The 16,145-nt window shown below is 69.0% G+C and carries 14 protein-coding genes; 8 read left to right on the top strand and 6 right to left on the bottom strand.

Annotated elements, in window-relative coordinates:
• Positions 1 to 7: 7 nt before the first annotated feature.
• Complete coding sequence (locus FBX97_RS18495; RefSeq protein ID WP_141834861.1) at positions 8 to 1,579, bottom strand: sensor histidine kinase; 1,572 nt, start codon at positions 1,577 to 1,579, stop codon at positions 8 to 10.
• Between the two features lie 185 nt (positions 1,580 to 1,764).
• Here FBX97_RS18495 and FBX97_RS18490 point away from each other — a divergent pair, with 185 nt between their 5' ends.
• From FBX97_RS18490 to FBX97_RS18480, 4 genes are all read left to right on the top strand, one after another.
• Positions 1,765 to 2,196, top strand: coding sequence for a DoxX family protein (locus FBX97_RS18490; protein WP_141834858.1), 432 nt, complete (start codon positions 1,765 to 1,767; stop codon positions 2,194 to 2,196).
• Positions 2,197 to 2,280: 84 nt separating this feature from the next.
• A complete protein-coding gene (locus FBX97_RS18485) occupies positions 2,281 to 3,006 on the top strand; it encodes a YoaK family protein (protein ID WP_141834855.1) in 726 nt (241 codons plus the stop codon).
• Positions 3,007 to 3,190: 184 nt separating this feature from the next.
• Positions 3,191 to 3,346: a hypothetical protein gene (locus FBX97_RS29635; protein WP_185748654.1), complete on the top strand. Its 156-nt coding sequence runs from the start codon at positions 3,191 to 3,193 to the stop codon at positions 3,344 to 3,346.
• Positions 3,343 to 3,984 carry a response regulator transcription factor gene (locus FBX97_RS18480; RefSeq protein WP_141834852.1) on the top strand — a complete coding sequence of 214 codons (642 nt, stop codon included), beginning with the start codon at positions 3,343 to 3,345 and terminating at the stop codon, positions 3,982 to 3,984. Before FBX97_RS29635 ends, FBX97_RS18480 begins: the two co-directional genes overlap by 4 nt.
• 10 nt (positions 3,985 to 3,994) lie before the next feature.
• Here FBX97_RS18480 and FBX97_RS18475 read toward each other — a convergent pair whose 3' ends face one another.
• Positions 3,995 to 5,089 carry a porin gene (locus FBX97_RS18475; RefSeq protein ID WP_141834849.1) on the bottom strand — a complete coding sequence of 365 codons (1,095 nt, stop codon included), beginning with the start codon at positions 5,087 to 5,089 and terminating at the stop codon, positions 3,995 to 3,997.
• Between the two features lie 104 nt (positions 5,090 to 5,193).
• Here FBX97_RS18475 and FBX97_RS18470 point away from each other — a divergent pair, with 104 nt between their 5' ends.
• Positions 5,194 to 8,298: a two-component regulator propeller domain-containing protein gene (locus FBX97_RS18470; RefSeq protein ID WP_141834847.1), complete on the top strand. Its 3,105-nt coding sequence runs from the start codon at positions 5,194 to 5,196 to the stop codon at positions 8,296 to 8,298.
• On the opposite strand, the gene FBX97_RS18465 is transcribed toward FBX97_RS18470, so the two are convergent.
• Positions 8,216 to 9,739, bottom strand: a complete 1,524-nt coding sequence (locus FBX97_RS18465; protein ID WP_141834844.1) for a catalase — start codon at positions 9,737 to 9,739, stop codon at positions 8,216 to 8,218. The two genes, FBX97_RS18470 and FBX97_RS18465, sit on opposite strands and share 83 nt — an antisense overlap.
• On the opposite strand from FBX97_RS18465, the gene FBX97_RS18460 reads away from it, so the two are divergent.
• The 3 genes from FBX97_RS18460 to FBX97_RS18450 all read left to right on the top strand — a co-directional run bounded on the left by FBX97_RS18460 (position 9,738) and on the right by FBX97_RS18450 (position 12,283).
• Positions 9,738 to 9,926, top strand: a complete 189-nt coding sequence (locus FBX97_RS18460) for a hypothetical protein (RefSeq protein WP_141834842.1) — start codon at positions 9,738 to 9,740, stop codon at positions 9,924 to 9,926. The genes FBX97_RS18465 and FBX97_RS18460 overlap by 2 nt on opposite strands.
• A 54-nt stretch (positions 9,927 to 9,980) precedes the next feature.
• Positions 9,981 to 10,406: a DoxX family protein gene (locus FBX97_RS18455; protein ID WP_141834840.1), complete on the top strand. Its 426-nt coding sequence runs from the start codon at positions 9,981 to 9,983 to the stop codon at positions 10,404 to 10,406.
• An 89-nt stretch (positions 10,407 to 10,495) separates the two neighbouring features.
• Positions 10,496 to 12,283, top strand: a complete 1,788-nt coding sequence (locus FBX97_RS18450) for an amidohydrolase (protein ID WP_141834838.1) — start codon at positions 10,496 to 10,498, stop codon at positions 12,281 to 12,283.
• A gap of 11 nt (positions 12,284 to 12,294) precedes the next feature.
• Here FBX97_RS18450 and FBX97_RS18445 read toward each other — a convergent pair whose 3' ends face one another.
• From FBX97_RS18445 to FBX97_RS18435, 3 genes are all read right to left on the bottom strand, one after another.
• Complete coding sequence (locus FBX97_RS18445; RefSeq protein WP_141834835.1) at positions 12,295 to 13,257, bottom strand: alpha/beta fold hydrolase; 963 nt, start codon at positions 13,255 to 13,257, stop codon at positions 12,295 to 12,297.
• A gap of 120 nt (positions 13,258 to 13,377) precedes the next feature.
• Complete coding sequence (locus FBX97_RS18440; protein ID WP_255517545.1) at positions 13,378 to 13,992, bottom strand: response regulator transcription factor; 615 nt, start codon at positions 13,990 to 13,992, stop codon at positions 13,378 to 13,380.
• Between the two features lie 16 nt (positions 13,993 to 14,008).
• Positions 14,009 to 15,895: a sensor histidine kinase gene (locus FBX97_RS18435; RefSeq protein WP_185748653.1), complete on the bottom strand. Its 1,887-nt coding sequence runs from the start codon at positions 15,893 to 15,895 to the stop codon at positions 14,009 to 14,011.
• Positions 15,896 to 16,145 lie beyond the last annotated feature (250 nt).

Raw genomic sequence — 16,145 nt, 5'->3', positions numbered from 1 at the left:
GCGCTCATCATGCGGCGCCGCGTGCGTTGACCGGCAGGCGGAAGCGGAAGCAGGCGCCATGCGGCTGGCCCGGCTCGTAGCCGATCTGGCCGCCGTGCGCACGCACGATCGCCAGGCTGATCGACAAGCCCATGCCGGTGCTGTTCGGCTTGGTGCTGAACAGGCTGCCGAAGATCCGTGCCCGGTTCTGCTGCGCGATGCCGGGACCGTTGTCGGCGACGCTGATCTCGACTTCGTCGGTGCCGACGTGGCGGCTCTGTACGTGGATGCGGCGTGCGGCAGACGCCCCCTCCGCCAGCACGCGCCCGCCTTGTCCGGACAGTGCCTCGATCGCGTTCATCAGCAGGTTGGTCACGACCTGCTGCAACTGGACGCGGCTGGCCTGGATGATGCATTCGCCCAGGCCCAGCGCCAGGTCGATCTCGATGCCATGCTTGCGGAGTGGCCGCTGCAGCAACTGCAGGGTGTCGGCGATGGTCTGGTCGACGGGGACCTTGCCCATCTCGGTGTCCTGACGCGAGGCGAGGCGCTGCACGCTGCGCACGATGTCGCCCGCATGGCGGCCGGCGGCGCTGATCAGCAACAGGGAGGCGAGGGCGCGTTCGATGTCCGGCTGCGGCCGGCGCAGCCATTTGCGGGCGGCGGCGGCATGCAGGGAAATCGCCGCCAGCGGCTGGTTGACTTCGTGCGCGATCGACAGGCCGATGTCGCCGATGCTGCCGGCGCGCAGGAGGCGCTCCCGCTCGCCTTCGAGCGCGGTGGCCGCGCCCGCATCGGCGTCCCCCGCATCGGCCGTGCCGTCTTCGCCCCAGGCGCGCCGCAGCGTGCCGATCCGGCCTGGCGCCCCGGCACGCCCGTAGCTGGCCAGGGCCAGCCGCCGGTAGTGCTGCATGGCCGTGCCGAGGCCACTTTCGCCGGCCAGCAGCGCCGCTTGCTCCCACGCCAGGCCGGCCAGCCAGTACAGGCCATCGCGGCCGGCGCTGGCGCCGGCGCTTTCGAACCCGCCCAGCGCGTCGAGCGGGCGGCCGGCACGGTGCGCCCGGGCCGCTGCAGCGAGCGTGCCAAAGTGGCCGGACGCATCCGCTGCCGGGCCGGGCGGCAGCAGCGCCGCATGCAGCGCCCGGGCACGCTCATGCTGCAGGTGCCCCTGACGCTGCGCCAGCGCGAGCGCGCTGGCGGCCATCTGCAGCGTGGTGCGGCCATGGCTGTCACTGCAGCCATTCTGCCCGTGCGCCACGGCGGCCAGCAGCAGCAGCGCCGGCGGTGTCGCGTCGCGCACGCCGTGCCGGCGCGCGCGCCCGGCTTCGGCGGCGATGGCTGCATAGGCATACGCATGCGTGAGGGCAGCGCCGGCGAGCACCCGTTCGAGCGCGTTCTCGTCGGCTTCGTCCTCGGCGGCGGCCGGCAGTGCCAGCCAGGACGCAGGCGTGAAGCCGCTCAGGCGGCTGAACAGGCGCAGGCAGGCCGCCTTGCCGTCGCCGGGCGTGTCGTCTGCCGGGTGTCCGGCCGTATAGGCGGCGCGATGCCTGCCTGCCGGCGCGGGACGGGAACGCGGAACATCGTGTCGGGCCAGGGTCATGGCTGCTCTCCTCTGCGGTGATGACGCGGCGCAGGATTCGGCGCTTACGGCTGCATGATGGCATCTGCCGTGGCCTGGTCTTTCATACGATAGTTGTACCGGCGGCCGATATTCAACCGGCCAAAGGATACGGGCTCGAGAACGGGGTGCCCGCTACCATTTTTGGACAACTTTTGAGGACAATCATGATCAGCCATATCCCTACCGTCACCCGGCAACATGCACCGGCCACCCGCCATGGCGCCGTCCGCTGGTGCTGCCTGCTGCTCCTGTGCTCGGCATATCTGCAGGGCGGGCTGGACAAGGCCTTCGATTTTCCGGCCGCCGTGGCCGAGATGCGCCACTTCGGCATGACGCCCGCCGGCCCCCTGGCCCTGCTGACCATCGTCGGCGAGCTGGGCGCATCCGTGCTGGTGCTGGCCGGCATCCAGCGCTGGGCGGGCGCCCTCTACCTGGGCTTGTTCACGCTGATGGCCAACCTGGTGGCGAACCGATTCTGGGAGCTGGCGGGCACGGCCCGCACGATGTCGGAAAACGGCTTCTTCGAACATCTGGGACTGGCCGGCGCCTTTCTGCTGGTGGCGTGGCTCGACCTGCAAGAGCGCCGCCAGGTCTAGCTATACCAATGGATATGCAGCCGGCGGCGCCGGAATCGGCGACACTGGCCGCATCGAGGCGCGGCGCACCAGGCGGAGGCAGGCATGAGCGAGCAAAACCATGGGCGGCTGCAGGGCATCGCACTGGCCTTCCTGGCGGGGTATGTGGACACGCTGGGCTTCCTGGCGCTGTTCGGCCTGTTCACCGCGCACGTGACCGGCAACTTCATCCTGATCGGCGCATCGCTCGCCGATCCCGCGCGCGAAGGCGTGCTGCTGAAACTGCTGGCCTTTCCAGCCTTTATCGCCGGCGTGGCGCTGGCGCGCATCCTGGTCGTGATCATCGAGAAGCGCGGCGCGCCTGCGCTGCGGCCGGCATTGCTGCTGCAGCTGGTGCTGCTGCTGGGGTTCATGGCGTGCGGCCTGGCGGCCACGCCGCTTGGCAACGAGCCGGGACCGCTGGCCACGGCAGCCGGCCTGCTGGGCGCGGCCGCCATGGGCGCCCACAGCGCCACCAGCCGCCTGCTGCTGGGCCACCTGGCGCCGACCTCGATGATGACCGGGAACGTCACCCAGATCGTGATCGACCTGGTCGACGCCGCCCGCGGCGCCGACGACCCCGGCCTGAAGGCGCGCTGCGGCAAATTCATCTGGCCGCTGGCCGCCTTTGCCGCCGGCTGTGTGGCGGCGGCTTTCGCTTTTCACCGGTTCGGCTTTGCCGCGCTGGTGGTCCCGGCCTTGATTCTGCTCGGCCTGCTGGTAGCGGAAGCCCCGGCGCCGGCGGGGCGGCAGCAGGCCAATCCATCCCAACCTCGCAAGGAGACATCATGAGCAAGCCACCACCCGCGCTGCTGAACGCGGCCAATTGCCAGGCCATCTCCATCGCCCGCCAGGTCCTGGGAGGGCAACGCGACCGCGCCCGCCGCGATACGTATAATGGACAGTGGCAGGCGCGGACCACGAACCGTGCGCGGCCTGGTGCAGAACCAAAACGACGGCAAAGGAGCGGCGCAGGATGAGTGGGGCAGGTGAGGAGGTGGCGCTGACGCGGTTCCGCGTGGCCGACGACGACGCGGCGGCGCGCCATGGCACACTCGACCTGCCCGAGGCCGGCGGCCGCCGGGCAACCGGCTTCGATTCCGGCACGGCTTCGCCGGCGCGGCAACCATGACGCCGGCGGTGTTCGTCGTCGATGACGACGACGCGGTACGCGCGTCGGTCCTGAACCTGCTCGCGGCTGAAGGCTACGATGCGCGCGGTTTCGCCGCCGCCGGCGCCTTCTTCGACGTCTTCGACGCGTTTTCCGGCACGGAAGGCCTCGGCACGGCGTCCTGCCTGGTCTGCGACATGCATATGCCCGGCCCGGACGGACTGGAAGTGGCGGCCGGGCTGGCACGCCGGGGCACCGGTATCCCGATCATCTTCATGACCGGCTTCGGTTCGATCCCGATGTCGGTGCAGGCCATGAAGGCCGGCGCCATGGAATTCCTCACCAAGCCGGTGGCGCCGGAAGCGCTGCTGGCGGCCGTGCGCGATGCACTGGCCGCGGACCAGGCCGGGCTGGCGGCGCGGCGCGAACTGGCCGACCTGCGGCAGCGCCACGCCAGCCTGACGCCGCGAGAGCGCGAGACCATGGAACTGGTGATCGGCGGCCTGCTCAACAAGCAGGTGGCCGATGCGCTGGGCGTCAGCGAAATCATGGCCAAGACCCACAAGCGCAAGGTGATGGAAAAGATGGGCGCACGCTCGCTGCCCGACCTGGTGCGCTCCGCCGAACGGCTGCACATCACGCGGACGCGCAGCCGCTAGCGCGTGCCTGTCAAAAACTGTGGCGGATGCCGAGCGCGGCACCGCCCAGGCGCGTGCCGGGCGCCGCATCCAGGCCATTGATCGCGAAGTCGTAGGTGCCGCGGCCGTCGTTGCGCAGGCGGGTATAAAAAGCGAAGACGGCGCTGCGTTTCGACAGCGTGTAGTCGTAGCCCAAGGTGGCGTGGGTGGCGCCGGTGTCCGGACCGGCCTGGATGAAGCCCAGCCGCGTGCCCGCGCTGCCCTTGCCGTCGCCGGCCCTTGCCAGGCCGAAGCGGATGCCGTGCGCGCCGAACTGGCGGGTCAGCGATACGTAGTAGGCAACGCGCTCCAGATTCCCGCGCGCGGTCGCGTAGCGCAATTTTTCGGCAATCGCGGCCAGCCGCACCTGTCCCAGCTGCGGCCCGAACTGCCAGGCCAGCGCCACTTTACTGCCATGGTCGTCCAGGCCCGGGCCCTGGTAGCCGTGATGGCGCTCGTGGGCCAGCGCGGCGTAGAGCGGGCCGCGCTCGAGTACCAGCGCGGCCGAATCCAGCGACGGCCTGGCGCCGCTGGGCGGCGCTTCCTCGTTGAAACCGTGTGCCAGGCGCAGCGTCATGCCCTGCCAGGCCGGTGTCCAGTAGTGCAGGCTGTTCTGCTGGCGGCGGTCGAAGGAGGTGGTGTCGCTGACGTTGCTGGCGCTGGGCGCAGAGCCATTGCCCATGGTACTCATGTAGCCGGCGGTGGTGGGGTAGAACGGGTCGAGGCCGGACGTGGCCGTGTTGTAGGGCGTCGGCCAGTTGCCCCCGAACAGGCTGCCCCAGCGGCCCTGGAGGCCGATGCGGGTATCGCGCGCCGCGATGACGCCGGCGCCGGTGTCGGGCGCCAGCGTACCCTCCACCTGGAACACCAGCTTCAGCCCGCCGCCGAGGTCTTCGCTGCCGCGGAAACCCAGTACCGAGCGGTAGTTCGACAGGCGCTGCGCGGCTTGGCCGCCGCGCACGCCGTCGCCGTGCATGGCTTCGAGGCCGATGTTGAGCCGCCCGTAGATCTGGAGCGCGCCGTCCTGGGCGAAGGCATGGTGCGAGAGCAGTGCCAGGACTGCCGCCGTCAAGCGTGTGAGTGTCATGGTAGCGATGGCTGGTAAAAAACGGGATCCTTGCCCGGCATGCTAGGCGCTTGCGCCGCACCGGCCCCCTGCAAAATGGCCGGGCCACACGGATTTTGTGTTGCATGGCACAATCCAGCCTGCTGAGCAATTACTGGCTGTCTGATGTGAGAATCGATTCGTACGCGCGGCGCATCGCCGCCGCCCTTCTGGTGGTGTGTCACCTCCACAACGGCGCTGCGACTGCCGCGCCCGCGCCGTTGTTGTCGGACTATACCCATAGCGCATGGGGCGGACTGCAGGGGGCGCCGGTCGATGTCCTGAAATTCGCCCAGAGCCGCGACGGCTGGCTGTGGATCGCCACCGCGACCGGCCTGTACCGCTACGACGGCGTGCAGTTCGAGCGCACCGACAGCGTGTACGGCCACCCGCTGTATTCCAGCGACGTGCTGGGCCTGATGGCGGCCAGGGATGGCGCGCTCTGGGTCGGCTACCGCTTCGGCGGCGTGACCGTGCTGCGCCCCGGCGGCGCCCGCACCTACATGGAAGCCGACGGACTGCCGGGCGGTTCCATCTTCCACATCGAGGCCGCGCCCGACGGCACGGTCTGGGTGGCGGCGCGCGATGGCATCGCCAGCCTGGCGCCGGGGGCCGACCGCTTCGTGCGCCACGAACGCACGCTCGGCCTGCCCGCCAACCGCTTTTTCCAGATCCTGTTCGGCCGCGACGGCACCCAGTGGATCGCCGGCATGGACGGGGTGTTCTTCCGCCGGCCCGGCGAGCGTGCCTTTACGCATGCGTGGCCGCGGATGACGCTGATGGCGATGGCGGAAAGCCCGGACGGCACCTTGTGGGCTTCGGACGACCGCAACCGCTACTACCGGGTGCGCACCGCGCCGCCCCCGATCAAGGCGCCACCCGCGCCGGCGCTGAAAGGCAGCGGCATGTGGTTCGACCGCGACGGCGTCATGTGGCTGGCCCAGACCGATGGCGTCGAGCGCAAGCTGGATCTGCATCCGGCGCGCGTACCGGCCCAGCGCCTGACGCAAGCGAGCGGCTTGAGCGGGGCGCTGCCGCAGAGTTTTTTCCAGGACCGCGAAGGGAATATCTGGATCGGCACCTCGGCCGGCCTCGACCGGCTGCGGCGCAACCGGCTGGCGCTGCTGCCGACCGCCGTCGAACTCGACCACCCCGGCATGGTGCGCGCGCCGGACGGCGGCGTCTGGGTCGGCGATGCCATCAACCACGTCCACAAGGCCAGCGCCGCCGGCTTGCACGACACGGTGCTCAAAAGCGGCTTCGAGGCCAGCCACTGGGCGCCCGACGGCGTGCTCTGGATCGGCGACGCGCGCGGCCTGTGGCGGCGGGCGCCGGACGGCACGGTGGAGCTGGTCGCGCCGCCGGACAATTTGCGTGGCTTCGATCCGCAGGCGATCCAGCAGGACCGCCAGGGCCGGCTATGGGTCTCGTTTTCCGGCCGCGGGCTGTTCCGCCTCGAGCGCGGGCAATGGACGCGCGACGGCGGCTTGCAGGGCTTCGCGGCGCCGCAAGCCACCGCGATGGCGATGGACGCCCAGGGCAATGTCTGGATGGGCCATGCGCGCAACCACATCAGTGTCGTCGGCGGCGCTGCCGGACCGGACAGCGTGCGCCGGCTCGACGCCGCCGCCGGACTGCAGCTCGGCACGGTGCTGACCCTGGCGCCCGACGGCCATGACATGTGGGCCGGCGGCGAACGCGGAATCATGCTGTACCGCGGCGGGCGCTTTGCGGCGCTGCGCGGCGCCGGCGGCGAAAGCTTCCGCGGCGTGTCCGGCATCGTGCGCCTGCCGGACGGCGACCTGTGGCTGCATGGCGCCGAGGGCATCTACCATATCACTGCCGCCGCCCTGGCGGACTGGCTGCGCGATGCGGCATCTGCGCCGGCGCGCGAGGTGGCCTTCGAACGCTTCGATGCGCTCGACGGCCTGCGCGGCCATGCGCCCCAGACCCGGCCGACGCCGTCGCTGCTGCGGACCGCGGACGGCATGCTGTGGTTCTCGACCGGCAGCGCGATCGCACTGCTCGATCCGGCCCGCATCCGGCGCAATCCGCTGCCGCCGCCGGTGCTGATCCGGAGCGTCACCTCCAGCAACCGGCGCTATCCGGTGCAGGAGGGCACCGCGCGGGCCGCGCCCGCAGCGCTGGAACTGCCCCAGGGCAGCGACAGCCTGCGGGTGGCCTTTACGGCACTCGGCCTGTCGATGCCGGAACGGGTGCGTTTCCGCTACCGGCTCGAAGGCGTCGACCACGGATGGCAGGGACCGATCGGCTGGCGCGCCGTCTCGTATACCAACCTGGCGCCGGGCAGCTACCGTTTCGAGGTGAGCGCCGCCAACGAGGACGGCGTATGGAATCCGCAGCCCGCGGTGCTCGAGATCCGGATCGCGCCGACCTTCGTGCAGAGCCGCTGGTTCCTGCTGATGCTGGCGGCGGCGGCCGCGCTGCTGCTGTATGCGGCGTACGCGCTGCGGATCCGCACCCTGACCCGGCGCATGCAGGCGCGCCTGCAGGGACGGCTCGAGGAGCGCTCGCGCATCGCGCGCTCGCTGCACGACACCCTGCTGCAGAGCGTGCAGGGCCTGCTGATGTCCTTCAACGCCCACATGCACCAGATTCCGCCGGGCTCGCGCGAGCGCGCCAACCTGGAGCGCACCCTGGACCTGGCGGGACGCATGCTGGTGGAGGGACGCGACCAGATCATGGACTTGCGCGCCTCGGCCTCGCCCGACGACATGCGCCTCGCGCTGCAGGCCTTCGGCAAGGAGCTCGCCGAGTACAGCGGCAATGCCTTCGAGCTGCGCATTACCGGGAGGGCGCGGCCTTTGCGGCCGCACGTGAGCGACGAGGTGTATGCGATCGGGCGCGAAGCGCTGTTCAATGCCTCGCGCTACGCGAATGCGGGCAAGGTGGTGCTGGCGCTCGACTACGGCAGGGAGGCATTCACCCTGTGCATCCGTGACGACGGCTGCGGCCTGGACGAGGACGTGGCGAGTACGGGGCACCGGCCCGGTCACTGGGGCCTGCCGGGCATGCGCGAGCGTGCGGCCGCCCTCGGCGCGCGCTTCGACTTGAAGAGCGTGGCCGGCGAAGGCACGGCCATCGGCGTCACGCTTCCGGCCGAGCTGGCCTACCAGTTTTCATTGCGGATGCCGGGCCATCTGGTGCCGCTGTGGTGGCGCCGGCGCTGATGCGGCTGAGCGCAGCCGACACGCCCTGGCCGTAGGCCGGATCGGCCTTCAGGAAGTGGCCGATCTGGCGGTCCTGGATCGCGGCATCGGCCTGGCTCAGGGCGCCGGCGATGTTCTCGATCAGGTTGCGCTTGGCATCAATCGTCAACAGGCGGAACAGGTTGCCGGCCTGGGTGAAGTGGTCGTCGGTGGCACGGGTGTCGTAGCGGCCCGCCGTGCCTTCCAGCTGCCAGCCGGCGTCGCCGTGGCCGAAGCCGCCGGCCGCCGGCATGGGACCGTTCTGGACGGGATCATAGTTGGCCGCCGAGCCGCCGTTGAAGAGCGCCATCGCGCCGTCGCGCTGCTGGTTGTGGATGGGGCAGCGCGGACGGTTCACCGGCAGGTGCTGGTGGTTGGTGCCGACGCGGTACAACTGGGCGTCGTGGTAGGCGAACAGGCGCGCCTGCAGCATCTTGTCCGGGCTGTAGCCCAGGCCCGGCACGATGTTCGACGGCGACAGCGCGGCCTGCTCGACGTCCTGGTGGTAGTTGTCCGGGTTGCGGTTCAGTTCCAGGATGCCGACCGGGATGCGCGGGAACTCGCCCTGCGGCCAGACTTTCGTCAGGTCGAACGCGTCCCAGCCGGTCCTGGCTTCCCAGGCGGCGCGCTGGGCGTCGTTCATGACCTGCATCTCGACGCTCCAGCGCGGGAAATCGCCGCGTGCAATCGCGTTGAACAAATCGCGCTGGGCGTAGTCAGGGTCGGTGCCGGCCAGGCGCACTGCTTCGGCAGCGCTCAGGTTCTTGATGCCCTGCTGGGTCTTGAAGTGCCATTTCACCCAGTGGCGCTCGCCGTCGGCATTGATCAGGCTGTAGGTGTGGCTGCCGAAACCGTCCATGTGGCGGTAGCCGTCCGGAGTGCCGCGGTCCGAGAACAGGATCGTCACCTGGTGCAGGCTTTCCGGTGCGCTGCTCCAGAAATCCCACATCATCTGGGCGGACTTGAGGTTGGTCTGCGGATCGCGTTTCTGGGTGTGGATGAAGTCCGGGAACTTGATGCCGTCCTTCAGGAAGAAGGTCGGGGTGTTGTTGCCGACCAAGTCCCAGTTGCCGTCTTCGGTATAGAAGCGCAGGGCGAAGCCGCGCGGATCGCGTGCGGTATCGGCCGAACCTTTTTCGCCGCCCACGGTCGAGAAGCGCAGGAAGGTCTCGGTCTGCTTGCCGACGACCGCGAACAGCTTTGCCGTGGTATAGCGGCCGATGTCGTGGGTGACGGTAAAGCTGCCGTAGGCGCCCGACCCCTTCGCATGGACCACGCGTTCGGGGATGCGCTCGCGATTGAAGTGTTGCAGCTTTTCGATCAGGTGGAAATCCTGCAGCAGGACCGGGCCGCGCGGGCCGGCGGTAATCGAGTTCTGGTTGTCGACGACGGGGATGCCGGAGGCGGTGGTGAAGTGGGTCATGGCAGCTTTTCGCGGTGAATGGATGGGTTGCATCGTTGTCCATCGTAGTGATCCGCTGTCCGCAAAAACACTATCCATGGGTAGGGAAGGCGCTATCGAAAAAATTGATGATAAAACTGGAAATAACTCGTTTTTCATCCGGACTGTCCGTATCCATAATGTTTTTCATGCCGCTGCACGGCAGTAAGGACGTTCGAATGGTTCGAACGAAATTATCCAAATGAACTGAAAGGACAACATCATGGACACCAACAAACTCTATCCGGTCGGCCGCGCCCTGGCAGGCCTGCTGTTCCTGGTTTCCGGCATCAACAAGATCCTGGGCTTTTCCTATGTGGCCGGCTGGATGAGCAGCAGCGGACTGCCGGCGGCGGGCGTGCTGCTGGCGCTGACGATCCTGCTCGAAGTCGGCGCCGGGCTGGCGCTGATCACGGGCTTCCAGGCGCGCTTCGCGGCGGCGGCGCTGGCCCTGTTCCTGGTGCCGGTGACCCTGATCTTCCACGGCTTCTGGCATGCCGATGCGGCCGAGCTGCAGAACCAGCTGAACCACTTCCTGAAAAACGTGGCGATCCTGGGCGGCATGCTGATCGTGTTCGACATCGAGCAGCAACGCTACAAGGCGCGCAGCGGCGCCGGCGCCCGACTGCTGCGCGGCCGCACCGCCTGAGACTCTGGAAAAAGACAGGGGCCATTCGCCGCCGGCCGGGATACCGTCACCATCCCGGCCCTTGCCGCAACCGACAAAAGACGACAACCATGACCTCCTCGACACGCACCGCCAGGCTTGCCATCGCCGCTGCCGTCGCCGGCGCCTTCCTGGCCGCCGGCAGCGCCCAGGCGCAGGCCGACCTGATCCTTACCAACGGCAAGATCGCCACCATGGCCAGGGAGGGCGAGTTCGTGCAGGCGCTCGCGGTCAAGGACGGCAAGGTGCTGGCCACCGGCACCAATGCCCGCATCCTCAAGCTCAAGAGCGCAGCGACCCAGGTGGTCGACGCCGGCGGGCGCACCGTGATCCCGGGCCTGAACGATTCGCACCTGCACGTGATCCGCGAGGGCCTGAACTACAACATGGAATTGCGCTGGGACGGCGTCACCTCGCTCAAGCGCGCCCTCGAGATGCTGAAGGAGCAGGCGGCGCGCACCCCGGACGGCGCATGGGTGAAGGTGGTCGGCGGCTGGAACGAATACCAGTTCGAGGAAAAGCGGCTGCCGACCCTGGAAGAAATCAATGCCGCGGTGCCGGACAAGCCGGTCTTCATCCTCTACCTGTACGGCCTGGGCTTCCTCAACCAGAAGGGCATCCAGACCCTCGGCTACGACAGGAACACGAAGTACAAGGACGGCGAAGTGGAACTCGATGCCAACGGTCGTCCGACCGGCAAGCTGATCGCCAAACCGAACGCCCTGATCCTGTATTCGACGCTGGCGAAAACGAACAAGCTCGGCCGCGACGACCAGGTCAATTCGACGCTGCACTTCTACCGCGAACTGAACCGCCTGGGCGTGACCAGCGCGATCGACGCCGGCGGCGGCTTCCAGAACTACCCGGACGACTACGGCGTGTCGCTGCAGCTGGCGAAGGAAGGCAAGCTGACGGTGCGCACCTCGTATTACCTGTTCGCCCAGCGCGCCGGCAAGGAACTGGAAGACTTCCAGCGCTGGCTGGGCATGACCCACCCGGACAAGAACGACCACATGTTCTATGCGAACGGCTTCTCGGCCGAGGGCGGCGGCGAGAACCTGGTGGCCAGCGCGGCCGATTTCGAGAACTTCCTCGAGCCGCGGCCGGACTTGCCGCAAGCGATGGAAGCGGACCTGGAACCGGTGGTGGCGCTGCTGGTGAAGAACCGCTGGCCGTTCCGCCTGCATGCCACCTATGGCGAGAGCATCGACCGTGACCTGGCCGTGATCGAGAAGGTGAACGCGAAGACGCCGCTGCGCGGCCTGCGCTTCATCATCGACCATGGCGAGACCATGACCGACGCCCAGCTGGCGCGCATCAAGCGTCTCGGCGGCGGCATCGCGGTACAGGACCGCATGCACTTCCAGGGCGAAGCCTACTGGAAGCGCTACGGCGAGCAGGCGCGCCAGATGCCGCCGATCCGCAAGATGCTGGATTTGAAACTGCCGGTCGGCCTGGGCACGGACGGCACCCGGGTCTCGAGCTACAACCCCTGGCCGTCGGTGTACTGGGCGGTCACCGGCAAGACCGCCGGCGGCATGCCGATCTGGCAGGGCAGGGATGTCCTCAGCCGCTTCGAAGCGCTGAAGCTGATCACCACCGGTTCGGCCTGGATGAGCGGCGAGGAAAAGGTCAAGGGCACGCTCAAGCGCGGCCAGTACGCCGACTTCGTGGTGCTGCCGGAGGACGTGTTCACGGTCGACGCCGAGCGCATCAAGCGCATGGAAAGCGTGCTGACGGTGGTGAACGGGAAGGTGGTGTACGGCGCCGGCGCTTTCGCACCGCTGGCGCCGCGATTGCCGGCGGTGTCGCCGGCCTGGAGCCCGGTAGCCACCTACGGCGGCTACCAGAACCGCTGATCTCGCATTGCCTACGCCTTGATGAAGGCCAGCAGGTCTTCGTTGAGGCGGTGCTTGTGGGTGGTCGGCAGGCCGTGCGGTGCGCCTTCGTAGACCAGCAGCTTGGCGTTCTTGATGATCTTCGCCGAGGCACGGCCGGCGGCATCGATCGGGACGATCTGGTCGTCCGAGCCATGCACCACCAGCACCGGCACGTCGATCTTCTTCAGGTCGGGCGTGTAGTCCACTTCCGAGAACTGCTTGATGCAGTCGTAGGCGTTCTTGATCCCGCACTGCATGCCTTGGGCCCAGAAGGTGTCGCGTACGCCCTGCGAGGGCTTGGCGCCCGGTCGGTTGTAGCCGTAGAAGGGCATGCTCAGGTCCATGAAGAACTGCGAGCGGTCCTCGACCACCGACTTGCGGATGCCGTCGAACACGTCCATCGGCAACCCGCCCGGGTTGGTCGGCGACTTCACCATCTGCGGCGGCACGGCGCCTACCAGCACCGCCTTGGCCACGCGCTTGCTGCCGTGGCGGCCGAGGTAGTGGGCGACCTCGCCACCGCCGGTCGAGTGGCCGACCAGCACCGCATTCTTCAGGTCGAGGTGGTTCATCAGCGCCGCCAGGTCGTCGGCATAGTGGTCCATGTCGTTGCCGTTCCAGGGCTGGCTCGACAGGCCGTGGCCACGGCGGTCGTGGGCGATCACGCGGTAGCCGTGCGAGGCCAGGAAGAACATCTGGTCTTCCCAGGCGTCGCCCTGGAGCGGCCAGCCGTGGCTGAACACGACCGGCTGGCCGCTGCCCCAGTCCTTGTAATGGATGACGGTGCCGTCGGCCACCGTCAGGAAGTTGCCGGCGCGGGCGCCGGGGCTGGCCGCGGGCGGCTTGGCTGCCGCGGCGCTGCTGCTGCCGGCAACGGCCAGGCCAGCGCCCATGGCGGAGGTGGCGGCGCCGGCCAGCAGCGAGCGTCGCGACAGGGAAGGTTGGTTCGACATGACGGGTCCTTTCAGGAGGGATGAAACCTGCCGACGATCTGCAGGGCTGGCCCAGTGTAGAAAGAAAGGCCGCGCCTGGCCCCGGCTAAAAGGCCAGGCCGGGCCGCCTCGGTGTCCTGCCTAGAGGCTGATGTAGCCGCGCTTCAGGGCCAGCGTGACCGCGTGGGTGCGGTCGCTCGCGCCCAGCTTGACCAGGATGGTGCTCATATGGGTCTTGACGGTCGGCTCGCTGATGCTGAGGATCTCGCCGATCGCGCGATTCGAATTGCCGTTTGCCGCCAGCCGCAGTACGTCCAGCTCGCGCGCCGACAGCTTGTCGGCAGGACTGTGATGGTCGACCTCCTGCTGGGCGATGCGGGCGACCACGCTGGAGCCCGTGTACACGCGGCGGACCGTCTCGGCCAGTTCGTCGCCCGGCACGTCCTTCAGCAGGTAGGCCTTGGCGCCGGCCTTGAGCGCGCCGATCACGCGGGCATCGCCGCTGAAGGTAGTCAGCACGACGATGCGGGCATCGGCGTGGAGCGCGCGGATGCCGACGATGGCCTCGAGTCCATCCTTCACCGGCATTTGCAGGTCGAGCAGCGAGACGTCCGGGCGGTGGCGCGCGAACTGCGCGATCGCTTCCTCGCCGTTGGCGGCGATGCCGACGATTTCCATGTCGCCCTGGGCCTGCAGGGTGGCGGCGATCCCCTCGCGCATCATCGGGTGGTCGTCGGCAATCAGGATGCGGATCATGCTTGTGAAGGGAGGTTCATGGATGGCTGGATTGTACCGGCAGGCGGAAACGGAAGCAGGCGCCATGCGGTGCGCAGGGTTCGTATTCGATATGCCCGCCATGCGCACGCACGATCGCCAGGCTGATCGACAGGCCCATGCCGGTGCTGTCGGGCTTGGTACTGAACATGCTGCCGAACACGCGGTCCGCATGCTGGGGGGCGATGCCGGGGCCGTTGTCGGCCACGGCAATCTCGACCTCGTGCTCGCCGTGGGGGCGCGATGCGATGCGGATCCGGCGCGCATCGCCGCCCGGGGAACCCCCTGCAAGCGCCTCGATGGCGTTGACCACCAGGTTGGTAAGCACTTGCTGCAGCTGGACGCGGCTGGCGTGGATGGCGCGCTCGCCCAGGCCGAGCGCCAGCTCGACCTCGATCCCGTGCTTGCGCAGCCGCCGGTGCAGCAGGCGCAGGGTGTCGGCGATGGCCTGGTCCAGTGCCACGCTGCCCATCTCCTGTTCCTTGCGCGAGGCCATGCGCTGGATGCTGCGGACGATGTCGCCCGCATGCCGGCCTGCTTCGCCGATCAGCGACAGCGACGACAGGGCGCGCTCGATATCCGGCTCGGGCCGGCGCAGCCATTTGCGGGCCGCCGCCGCATGCAGCGATATCGCTGCCAGCGGCTGGTTGACCTCGTGCGCGATCGACATCCCGAGTTCGCCGACCCCAGGCAGGGCGCGATCGCGCTCGGCGCCGCCGTCGCTATCGGCTTCCATGCCCCAGGCCCGGCGCAGGGCCGCGGCGCGGCCGCCGGCGCCCCATTGCGCGCAACTGGCCAGGGCCTGGCGCCGGTAATGCAGCACCGCCGCGCCCAGGCCGCAGGCCTGGGCCTGCTGCGCCGCCTGCTCCCAGGCCAGGGCCGCGAGTCCATGCAGGTCATGGCTGGCAGCGGCTGCGGCGGCGCCCTCGAAGCCGCGCAGCGCATCCAGCTGGCAGCCATCATGGCGGGCGCATGCCGCATCCGCGCACTGCACCAGGACGCGGGCGCAGGCGGGCAACTGGCGCGCCAGGCGGCGCAGGGCCGCGCAGTGCAGCGCGAGCCGTGCGCATGTTGCGGGATCGTTCGACGGCGCCAGGGCCAGCGCCGCGAACAGGTGCAGCACCGTGCGGTCGCCGACCGGCAGCAGCGGGCCGTTCAAGGCTTCGGCCTGTGCCGCCGCCTGCAGGGCCGCGGCATGCTCGCCGCGATACATGGTGGCCTGCAGGCGGGTAATCCAGACGCCGAACCGTGCGCGCTGCGCGGCCGGCACCGGCATCTCGACGGCGGGCAGGGGCTGCTCCTGCGCCAGGCCGCGCAGCAGCAGCGCGCGGGCCGCCAGTTCGGCGTGCAGTGCGGCGACATGGGCGTCCGCCGGCGGCAAGCCGGCCGCCCGTTCCACATGGCGCGTCATCTTGGGCAAGGCCATGCCCGCGATGAGACCGTTGCCGGCCAGGTACAGATGGGCGCAGGCGGGCCCGGTCTCGGCTTCGCACAGCGCGGCAAGGTCGGCGGCAGCCTGCTCCGGCGCGCCGCCGAACGGGCCGATCAGCGCCGCGTGCAGGGTCTGCACCGTGTGCCGGGTACGTTCGCCGAGCCTGGCCGCGATCTCGCGTGCCGTCCCGGCCAGCGCCCGCGCACCGGTGCCTTCGCGGCCGAGCGCCAGGGCGGCCAGCAGGAGCAGGGCCACCGGCGTCGCGCCGCGCAGGCCGCGGCCGAGCGCACGCTCGGCTTCGGCCGCGATGGCAGCATAGGGGAAGGCATCGGTGGGTGCGGACAGCGCCGCCTCGAGCACGGCATCGAAGCCCTGCATGGTATCCGCGCCGCAGACCGGCAGGGTCTGCCAGAAGCCGGGCGCGAGCACCCGCAGACGTTCGAAGGCCTGCATGCAGGCCGCATCGCCGACGCTGTGCGGGCATGTGGCGCCGGAGGCGGGCCGACCCGGTTGAAACGCGAGAGTCGGCTGCGAGAGATCATTATGGGCCAGGCTCATATACGTGCTTCCATCGATGCGATGTTGATTCAGCGCAGGGTTTAGGCGCTAACAGTCGCATTATGGCGGCGAAGCTGCGGCGGGCTTTCATACGATAGTTGTATCGAAACGCAATTTTGTCGCGCAGCTACTGATCGAACGATAC

The sequence above is a fragment of the Herbaspirillum sp. SJZ107 genome (genome assembly GCF_006715485.1).
Taxonomy (GTDB): Bacteria; Pseudomonadota; Gammaproteobacteria; order Burkholderiales; family Burkholderiaceae_D; genus Telluria.
Note: the sequence above shows the minus strand (reverse complement) of the source record. Positions and strands in the feature narration are given on the sequence as shown.